The organism is Phenylobacterium sp. (genome assembly GCF_044372605.1).
Lineage (GTDB): Bacteria > Pseudomonadota > Alphaproteobacteria > Caulobacterales > Caulobacteraceae > Phenylobacterium.
Genome location: NZ_JBILRO010000128.1, coordinates 1 through 9,253 on the forward strand (window position 1 = coordinate 1; position 9,253 = coordinate 9,253).

Consider the following 9,253-nt stretch of genomic DNA (forward strand, 5'->3'; position numbering starts at 1 on the left):
AAGCGCGAATGTCCGCTTCATCTCGCCGCCCAAGGTATCGGCAGCCGGCGTGACAGTCGGATCGTGTTTGATGCGGAAATCCTGGAAAGCAGACGTCAAGTCGTTACGGACCTTCGATGGGTTCTGCACGCCCTCCACCGCGTAGTCGGCGAACAATCGGCCCGCATTGGACGCCTGGGCGACCGCTGACTGACCGGATGGACTGAGCAACAGATCGAGGGGATTCGCCAAACGCTGCGCGAATAGGGCGGCATCAACGGCGCCTTGGCCTGTATGCACCGCCCCCCGGACGGCGCCTGGAGCGAGTCCAGCGGCATACGCCAGCGTACCCCCTACAGCTTTTGCGGTTGGGCTGTCGTCGAGACTGCTTGGTTTTGAGCGCGCGGACGGCGCCGGCGGCGCGGCGGGCCTAGGTTTGGAGCGCTGAATCAGGCCTGCTCCAAAGGTAACCACCTCTCCCGGCGTCATCAGGCGATAGCCCTGCCCGGTTCGAATGGCCGCCTTAACGGCATCGTAGGCAGCCATCTCAGCCGCCAAGCCTCGATTTGCGACTTCCCGCGCCCGCCGAGCCACAAACTCGGGCATCGTCTCTCGACGCGCAGCCCCGCGATGAGGCTGTTTTCCAGCCATCCCCAACCCTCCCACAATACGGGCCCGCGCCGTCACGCCACCCCGAGTTTTGCGACGATAACTCGAGTTCGAAGTCAGGTCAAGAACAAATCAAGAACAAACTACTTCACACGCCGCATCCGCATGAGCCCTTCCTGGGCGCAGCTCGCCACCAGCACGCCGTCCGACGCCCGGTAGATCGAGCCCAGATTGAAGCCCCGCCCACCGGAAGCCGACGGGCTCTCCTGGTGATAGAGGTGCCATTCGTTGAAGTCCGTGGGCTGATGGAACCACATGGCGTGATCCAGGCTGGCCGACTGAAAGCCCGGCGTTTGCCAGCTCACCCCGTGCGGCCGGACCGAAGTGCCGAGCAGGCTCATGTCGGAGGCATAGGCCATGATCACCTGGTGCATGTGCGGGTCGGTGCCGATCGTGTCCTTGGCGCGGAACCAGACCTGCTGTAACGGCTCGCGCGGCACGGGCGCGGCGACGTCGAAACGTCCGTCTACTGTCCGCATCTCGATGGGTTGTGGCCGATCCAGCCAGGCCCGGGCCTCGGGCGGGGCGTCCTTCAGTCGGCGGCGCTGGACTTCTGTGTCGTCTTCGACGGTGTCCCAGCCCGGAGCGAAAGGCATCTCGGGCTGGTGTTCAAAGCCCTTTTCCTCCACCTGGAACGAGGCTGCGAGATTGAAGATCTGCTGACCATGCTGGATCGCCACCACCCGGCGAGTGGTGAAGCTACCGCCATCCCGAGAGCGATCCACGTCAAAGATGATCGGCACATTGGGATCGCCGGGCCGGATGAAATAGCAGTGCAGGGAATGGCAGACCCGATCCTCGACGGTCTCATAAGCCGCCAGCAATGCCTGGGCGATCACCTGGCCGCCATAGATGCGTTCGCGGGCTTCCTCGTCCGACGTGGTGCCGCGGAACAGATTGACCTCGAGCCGTTCAAGCTGAAGCGTCTCGACCAGGGTCTGGGTATCCATGTGCGGTCCCGTGATGCTGCATTTGCGGAGGCGCGGCATACGCTTTCGACGGGTCTGTGAGAAGGCCCGTTCCGCCAGATGGGCAGCGCGAAACTTGCGCCCCGGCGGCCGCGCCCCCATAACCCCGGAATGTCCGCGCCCGCGCCGCCCAAGCGCCTCTACATCAAGACCTACGGCTGTCAGATGAACGTCTATGACAGCGAGCGGATGGCTGATGTCCTCAGCCCCCTGGGCTATGGCATGACCGATGATCCGGCGAACGCCGACCTGGTGGTGCTGAACACCTGCCACATCCGCGAGAAGGCCACCGAGAAGGTCTATTCCGAGCTCGGCAAGATCCGCGAAATGAAGGACGCTCGCCGGGCCGAAGGTCAGATGATGACGATCGCCGTCGCCGGCTGTGTCGCACAGGCCGAGGGCGAAGAGATCATGCGCCGCCAGCCCGCTGTGGATCTGGTGGTCGGGCCGCAGGCCTACCACCAGCTTCCGGAGTTGATCGCGCGAAGCCACCGCGCCCGGGGCGAACGGCTGTCGGCGGATTTTGCGCCGGAGGAGAAGTTCGACGTCCTGTCGGCGACCCGCAGGCCGACCGGCGTGACCGCATTCCTGACGGTGCAGGAAGGTTGCGACAAGTTCTGCACCTTCTGCGTCGTACCCTATACGCGCGGCGGGGAGTGGTCGCGGCCGGCCGCGGACATCGAGGCCGAGGCCCGGTCCCTGGCGGCGCAGGGCGTGCGCGAGATCACCCTGCTGGGCCAGAACGTCAACGCCTACAATGGTGCAAACGACGCAGGTCAGGGCCTGGCCGGCCTGGCCCGACGGCTGGCAGAAATCCCGGGCGTCGACCGCATTCGCTATACTACGAGCCATCCGCGCGACATGGACGATACCCTGATCGCCGCGCACGGCGATCTGGACGCGCTGATGCCCTATCTGCACCTGCCGGTGCAGTCGGGATCGGACAAGATTCTGAAAGCGATGAACCGCGCCCATACGGCGGAAAGCTATGTGCGATTGATCGAGAAGATCCGCGCGAGCCGGGCCGACATGGCGATCTCCGGCGACTTTATCGTAGGCTTTCCAGGCGAGCGGGATTCCGACTTCGAGGCGACACTGCAGCTGGTCCGCGATGTGAACTACGCCTCGGCCTTCACGTTCAAATACTCCCGGCGTCCCGGCACCCCGGCTGCGGCCATGCCGGGCCAGGTGGCCGAAGAGGTCAAGGACGAACGGCTGGCGCGCCTCAACGCCCTGCTGGACGAACAGGCGCGCGCGTTCAACCAGAGCCAGGTGGGCCGGATCCTGCCGGTGTTGTTCGAGCGCCCGGGCCGCCATGAGGGTCAGCTGATCGGCCGCAGCCCCTATCTGCAGGCGGTCCATGCCATCGCGCCGCCGCATATGATCGGCCTCATCGTGCCGGTGAGGATCGAGGCCGCAGCCCGCATGAGCCTGTCTGGCGTGCTGGCCGAGGCCCTGACGCCCGCATGAGCCGCACGCCGGAGTTCATTCCGCTGTCCGACGTCGCAGTCCGCGCGGTGGCCGGAACCAACAGCCGTCATGTGGCCCTGATCGAGGACGCTTTCGGCGTGCTGGTGGAAACACCTGGCGGCGGCGTGTCGCTCAGCGGCGACACCAAGGCCCGCGGCCAGGCGAAGAAGGCCGTCCAGGCTATCGCCGATCGCGCCGACCAGGGTCTTGAGGTCGGTGATGCTGATGTGCGGGTGGCCATCGGGCAGGCCCGCGGCGGAACCGGCGCGCGCGGCGCGGCGGGCCAGTCCCTGCCGGTGGGCCGTCGCGGCCAGGTGGCGCCCAAGACGCCAAACCAGGCTCGCTACCTTGAGGCGCTGGGGCGCTGTGATCTGGTGTTCGGGCTCGGTCCGGCAGGAACCGGCAAGACGTTTCTGGCGGTGGCCCATGGCGCGGGCATGCTGTTGCGCGGTGATGTGGACCGCCTGATCGTCTCGCGACCGGCCGTTGAAGCGGGCGAGCGGCTGGGTTTCCTGCCCGGCGATCTCAACGAGAAGGTCGATCCCTATATGGCGCCGGTCTGGGAGGCGCTGACCGATATCCTGGGCGCCGAGCAACTACGCCGCCGCCGCGAGAAGGGCGAGATCGAGGTCGCGCCCATCGCCTTCCTCCGCGGCCGTACGCTGAGTCAGGCCTTCGTGATCGTCGACGAGGCCCAGAACGCCTCCCGCGCCCAGATGAAGATGGTGCTGACCCGGCTGGGCGAAGGTTCACGCATGGCGGTCACGGGCGACCCCACACAGATCGATCTGCCACACCCGAACGATTCCGGCCTCGCTCACGCTGTTGGCCTTCTGGAGGGCGTGAAAGGGATCGGTGTCACCCGGTTCGAAGCCGAGGACGTGGTGCGACATCCGTTGGTCGAGCGTATCGTGCGCGCTTACGACGACGATGCGGCCAGGCGCGGGCGCACAGTTTGATCGACATCGAAGTCGAGGATTCTGCCTGGACTGACGCCCTGCCCGAGGCCGAAACGCTGGTGCGGTCGGCGGCGGCGGCGGCGCTGTCGGCCAGGAATCAACCCGCAGGGGGAGAAAGCATCTCCGTGCTGCTGACCGATGACGCCTCGGTTCAGGACCTGAATGCCCGCTTCCGCGACAAGGCGGCCCCCACCAACGTGCTGTCGTTCCCGGCGGGTCCAAATCCTGAAAACCTGCTGGGCGACATCGCCCTGGCCTATGGCGCCTGCGCCCGCGAGGCCGCCGAGCAGGGCAAATCGCTCTCGGACCATTTACAACATCTGACGGTGCATGGCGTTCTGCACCTTCTCGGATACGACCACATGAGCGATGATGAAGCCGGGGTCATGGAAGACCTCGAGCGTGCGGTGCTGGGCAGACTGGGGGTTTCCGACCCCTATGGTGCCGGCGAGGGAGAGCATGACCGATCCTGATCGATCCCGTCGAAATGGCTCGCGCCTCTGGCGGGGCCTTGCGGGGCTGTTCGACGCCTTTCGCCGGACAACCGAACATGCCGCTGACGACGGGCCTGACCCGATGCTGGAAACCGGCGGCGAGCTGGTCACCCAGGCGCGCGCCTTCCAGGCCCTCCGGGTCGAGGATGTGATGAAGCCGCGCACGGACATCGTTGGCGTGGACCGCAGCAGCACCTTCGCCGAACTGGTGGCCCGCTTCGTGGACGCCGAACACAGCCGCATGCCGGTTTATCGCGACACGCTCGACGACCCGGTCGGTGTGGTCCACGTCAAGGATGTTTTCAAGCTTCTGGCCCGCACGACCCGGAAGCCCAAACCCACAGACCGTATCCTGATAGGCCGCCATAACCTGATCCGCGAGGTACTCTACGTGCCGCCCTCGATGGCCGCAACGCGGCTGCTGACCACCATGCGGGCCAAGCGCAGCCACATGGCTTTGGTGATGGACGAGTTCGGCGGCGTCGACGGTCTGGTGACGCTGGAGGACCTGCTCGAAACGCTGGTCGGCGATATCGAAGACGAGCACGACGACGAGAGCGATCAGGCCTACATGCCGGTGGCCGAAGACGACGATGGCTGGATTGTCGATGGCCGCGCGCCACTGGAAGAGCTGGAACAGGCCATCGGAGAGGGCGTCGATCTGGCACCGGAGGATCTGGACGAGGAAATTGATACGGTGGCCGGTCTGATCAATGCTTTGGCCGGTCGTGTGCCGAAGCGACGCGAGCGGATCGAGCATCCGGACGGCTATGTTCTGGAAGTTCTCGCCGCCTCCCCGCGGCGGGTGACCCGTGTTCGCGTGCACCGTTCGACAGCCCGCCCAACGATCGCCGGCTGAGCTCCCGGTGCCCCGCCCCACCTGGTATGCGCCGTTCACGGCCCTGCTTGGCGGTCTCGCAGCCGGCCTGGCGCATCCGCCGTTCGGGGTAGCCGTGGGCCTTCTGGGCTACAGCCTGATCCTGCTCAGGCTGGAAACTATCGCCAGCGCACGGCCGCTGAGGACAAGCTTCTGGCTCGGGTGGCTCGCCGGGCTGGGCTACTTCGGGATCTCCACCTGGTGGATCGCTGAGCCTTTTCTGGTGGACCCAAGGGTCTACGGCTGGATGGCCCCCTTCGCGGTCGTGCTTATGGGGGGCGGGCTTTCGCTGTTCTGGGGGTTGGCTGGTCTGGCCTACCGGCTGGCTCGACCGGATGGTGTCTGGAAGGTTCTGGTCTTCGCCGGTGTTTTCGCCGTGGTCGAGTGGCTGCGCGGCCATGTGCTCACAGGGTTCCCCTGGAACCTGGTGGGTGAGAGCTGGCGGGCGGGCAGCGCGCCGTCACAGGCGGCCGCGTTGGTCGGGGCCTATGGCCTGACCTGGATCACGCTGGCGATCAGCGCAGCGCCAGCGCTTCTGATGTTGCCAATCCCGCGCCTGGCCCAGGCAGGGGCAATAATGGCGACGGGCGTGGCGATGATTGGCCTCTTCGCCGGAGGGGCCGGCAGACTGGCGGCCTCCGCGCGTACGCTCTACACGCCCGACGCACCACTGATCCGCATCGTGCAGGCCGATATCGACCAGAAGGAAAAGTGGAGGGCCGAGAACCTCGATCAGGTCTTCCAGGACTATGTCGACCTGTCCCAGCGCCCGGCGTCCGGTGTCCCGGACCTGATCATCTGGCCCGAGGGCGCCCTGCCAGCGGTTATCAACGACTTGATCGGGCCGGAATCGCCATATGCTCCTCGCCTGCGCGACGCCCTCAAGCCAGGCCAGCGCCTGGTGATGGGCGCAAACCGCGTCGAGCCGACGGCGGACGGGGGTTATCGCTACTTCAACACTCTGATGGCGTTTCAGCGTGATGGGGAAGCGCTTCGGGTCACTGGCTACTATGACAAACATCGACTGGTGCCGTTTGGCGAGTTTCTGCCGCTGGGTGATCTGGCAGGGCGCCTGGGCATTCGCAGCCTCGTTCGCATGCCGGAGGATTTTACGCCGGGTCCCCGGCCGCGCCCGCTTCTGATCCCGGGGATCCCGGCGATGCAGCCCCTGATCTGCTATGAAGCGTTGTTTCCCGGGCTGGGGTCCGGCGCAACCAGACCCGCCTGGATACTCAACATCTCGAACGATGCCTGGTTCGGCGCCACCAGCGGCCCCTGGCAACATCTCAACATTGCAAGCTATCGGGCCATCGAACAGGGCCTGCCTATGGTTCGATCCACGCCAACCGGAGTATCGGCGGTCATTGATGCTCATGGCCGGCTTCTTCCCGGGTTGAGCCTGGAGTTGGGTCGAGCCGGCGTGATCGATGCGCGCCTGCCTGCGCCGGCGGCGCCCACCCTTTATAGCCGCATTGGCGACGGTCTCTTTTTTGGAATGGTGGTGCTGTCGATTGGCGCCGGGCTTGCAGGCCGCCGACGTCGTCGATCGGCGCGTCCCGACCTGGGTTCAGGCTCGCCCTTGGCATGATATAAGGATTTCTTTATAGGCTTGCGCCACATTGGTTCCTGCCAGCATTCCTGTTCCCCCAGATTCCGGAGCCCGACCCCTTGAGCCGTTCCAACTACATCTTCACGAGTGAAAGCGTGTCCGAGGGACACCCCGACAAGGTCGCCGACCGGATCTCCGACACCGTCGTCGACGCCTTCCTGAGCGCCGACCCCGAAGCCCGGGTCGCTTGCGAAACCCTGGTGACCACCAACCGCATTGTCCTGGCCGGGGAAGTCCGCGCGAGTAAACCGGGCGGGTCCAAGTCCGAGAACAAGGCTTTCACCAAGGAGATCGTGAAGTCGCTCGAGCCCAAGGTTCGCGCCGCGATCAAGGACATCGGCTACGAGCAGAAAGGCTTCCACTGGAACAAGGCCAAGTACGCCTGCCACCTGCATGAGCAGTCCGCCCATATCGCCCAGGGTGTCGATGCCACCGAAAAGAAGGACGAGGGCGCCGGCGACCAGGGCATCATGTTCGGCTACGCCTGCGACGAGACCCCGGCCTTGATGCCGGCCACGCTGCAATACAGCCACGACATCCTCAAGAAGCTGGCTGATGTACGGCACTCGGGCGAGTGCCCGGTACTGGAGCCGGACGCCAAGAGCCAGGTCACCGTTCGCTACGAGGACGGCCGCCCTGTCGAGATCCTGCAGATCGTGGTCTCCACCCAGCACAAGAAGCGCATCGGCCTGCACATGGCCACCCCCAAGCGCCTGGAGGCGGTGATCCGCCCCTACGTCGAGAGCGTGATCCCTGCCGGCTTGATCACCAAGAAGACCAAGTGGCACGTCAACCCCACCGGCCGCTTCGAGATTGGCGGGCCGGACGGCGACGCCGGCCTGACCGGCCGCAAGATCATCGTCGACACCTACGGCGGCGCCTCGCCGCACGGCGGCGGCGCGTTCTCAGGCAAGGATCCTACCAAGGTTGACCGCTCGGCGGCCTATGCCTGTCGCTACCTGGCCAAGAATGTCGTGGCCGCTGGCCTCGCGCGCAAATGCACCATCCAGATCAGCTACGCGATCGGTGTGGCCAACCCCTTGAGCTTCTATGTCGACCTGCACGACACGGGCGAGATTGATCCGGCGAAGCTGGAACTGGCCCTGCCGGGTATGATCGGCGGCGCAACTCCGCGCGCGATCCGCGAACACCTGAAGCTGAACCGTCCGATCTACGCGCGCTCGGCGGCCTATGGCCACTTCGGACGCCAGCCGGACAACGAAGGTGGTTTCTCCTGGGAAAAGACCGATCTGGTCGATGCCCTGAAGGCGCTGGCGTAACCCACCATGAGCCTGGGCGCGTGGGCGCAGCCGCTGAAACGCGGCGCCCATGCGGCCTGGTCGCCGCGGCTGTCGTGATCCTGACCTGGCCGGGACTTTCAGGTGCTGTCGGACTCTGGCTGTTCACGCCGTCGGCGTGATGAGCTAGACGGCGCCATGCCCGACGCCCACCCTCTGCTTCGATCCTATGGACGGCTGAAGTCGCGCCCCATCAAGCCGCGACAGGCCGCTCTGGTGGAAAGCCGCCTGCCGGGCCTTCGAATACCGGCGGGGACCGTCAACCTTCAGGCGCTGAAACCTGACGCCCGCGAGGTCTGGCTGGAAATCGGGTTCGGCGGCGGTGAGCACATGGCCGCCCAGGCCGCGCGTTCGCCGGACGTGTTGATCCTGGGCGCAGAACCCTTCCTGAACGGCGTGGCCAGCGCCGTGCGTCACATCGATGAGCAAGTGCTGAACAACGTGCGCCTCCAGGATGGCGATGTCCGCGAGCTGATCGCGCGGTTACCCGACGCCTGCCTGGATCGCGTGTTCATCCTGTTCCCGGACCCCTGGCCCAAAGCCCGGCACCACAAGCGCCGTCTGGTTCAGACCGATACAGTCGCGGACTTCGCGCGCCTGCTGAAGCGGGGCGGACGGCTGCGGTTCGCCAGTGACGTCGCCCACTATGTGGACTGGGCGCTGGAGGTCATTTCTGCCAACCCCGCATTTGTCTGGACCGCCGATCAGGCCAGCGACTGGCGCAGACCGCCCGCCGACCACATAACCACCCGCTATGAGGAAAAACGCCTCGGCGATTGTGTGCCGGTGTTCCTGGATTTCCTCAGAACCTAGAGCGGTTTCCCTACGCTGTGAATCGGGAGGGATTCCCAAATCAGTGATGGAGTGATTCAAGCTGCATGCTGGTGAAGGAGGCCGGCATGCATGGGTCATCCTCTGTCATGTGATCTT

At 65.5% G+C, this 9,253-nt stretch carries 9 protein-coding genes; 7 read left to right on the forward strand and 2 right to left on the reverse strand.

The features are described 5' to 3' along the window. A partial coding sequence (locus tag ACIQ42_RS11270) for a hypothetical protein (protein WP_397422280.1) occupies positions 1 to 525 on the reverse strand: 525 nt, incomplete at its 3' end. 206 nt (positions 526 to 731) lie between these two features. Next, complete coding sequence (locus ACIQ42_RS11275) at positions 732 to 1,598, reverse strand: acyl-CoA thioesterase (RefSeq protein WP_397422281.1); 867 nt, start codon at positions 1,596 to 1,598, stop codon at positions 732 to 734. A gap of 129 nt (positions 1,599 to 1,727) precedes the next feature. Between ACIQ42_RS11275 and miaB the strand changes: the two genes are divergently transcribed. The 7 genes from miaB to trmB all read left to right on the forward strand — a co-directional run bounded on the left by miaB (position 1,728) and on the right by trmB (position 9,136). Further along, a complete protein-coding gene (miaB, locus tag ACIQ42_RS11280) occupies positions 1,728 to 3,086 on the forward strand; it encodes a tRNA (N6-isopentenyl adenosine(37)-C2)-methylthiotransferase MiaB (protein ID WP_397422282.1) in 1,359 nt (452 codons plus the stop codon). After that, a complete protein-coding gene (locus ACIQ42_RS11285) occupies positions 3,083 to 4,045 on the forward strand; it encodes a PhoH family protein (protein WP_397422283.1) in 963 nt (320 codons plus the stop codon). Before miaB ends, ACIQ42_RS11285 begins: the two co-directional genes overlap by 4 nt. Then, positions 4,042 to 4,518, forward strand: a complete 477-nt coding sequence (ybeY, locus tag ACIQ42_RS11290; RefSeq protein WP_397422284.1) for an rRNA maturation RNase YbeY — start codon at positions 4,042 to 4,044, stop codon at positions 4,516 to 4,518. Before ACIQ42_RS11285 ends, ybeY begins: the two co-directional genes overlap by 4 nt. Further along, the gene (locus ACIQ42_RS11295) at positions 4,505 to 5,398 is read left to right on the forward strand and encodes a hemolysin family protein (protein WP_397422285.1); all 894 of its coding nucleotides are present in this window, start codon (positions 4,505 to 4,507) and stop codon (positions 5,396 to 5,398) included. The genes ybeY and ACIQ42_RS11295 overlap by 14 nt, the downstream gene beginning before the upstream one ends. A 7-nt stretch (positions 5,399 to 5,405) precedes the next feature. After that, positions 5,406 to 7,004 (forward strand): apolipoprotein N-acyltransferase, encoded by a 1,599-nt coding sequence (gene lnt, locus ACIQ42_RS11300; RefSeq protein WP_397422286.1) that lies wholly within the window; start codon positions 5,406 to 5,408, stop codon positions 7,002 to 7,004. Between the two features lie 80 nt (positions 7,005 to 7,084). Next, positions 7,085 to 8,305: a methionine adenosyltransferase gene (gene metK / locus ACIQ42_RS11305; RefSeq protein ID WP_397422287.1), complete on the forward strand. Its 1,221-nt coding sequence runs from the start codon at positions 7,085 to 7,087 to the stop codon at positions 8,303 to 8,305. Between the two features lie 156 nt (positions 8,306 to 8,461). Further along, complete coding sequence (gene trmB / locus ACIQ42_RS11310; RefSeq protein WP_397422288.1) at positions 8,462 to 9,136, forward strand: tRNA (guanosine(46)-N7)-methyltransferase TrmB; 675 nt, start codon at positions 8,462 to 8,464, stop codon at positions 9,134 to 9,136. Positions 9,137 to 9,253 lie beyond the last annotated feature (117 nt).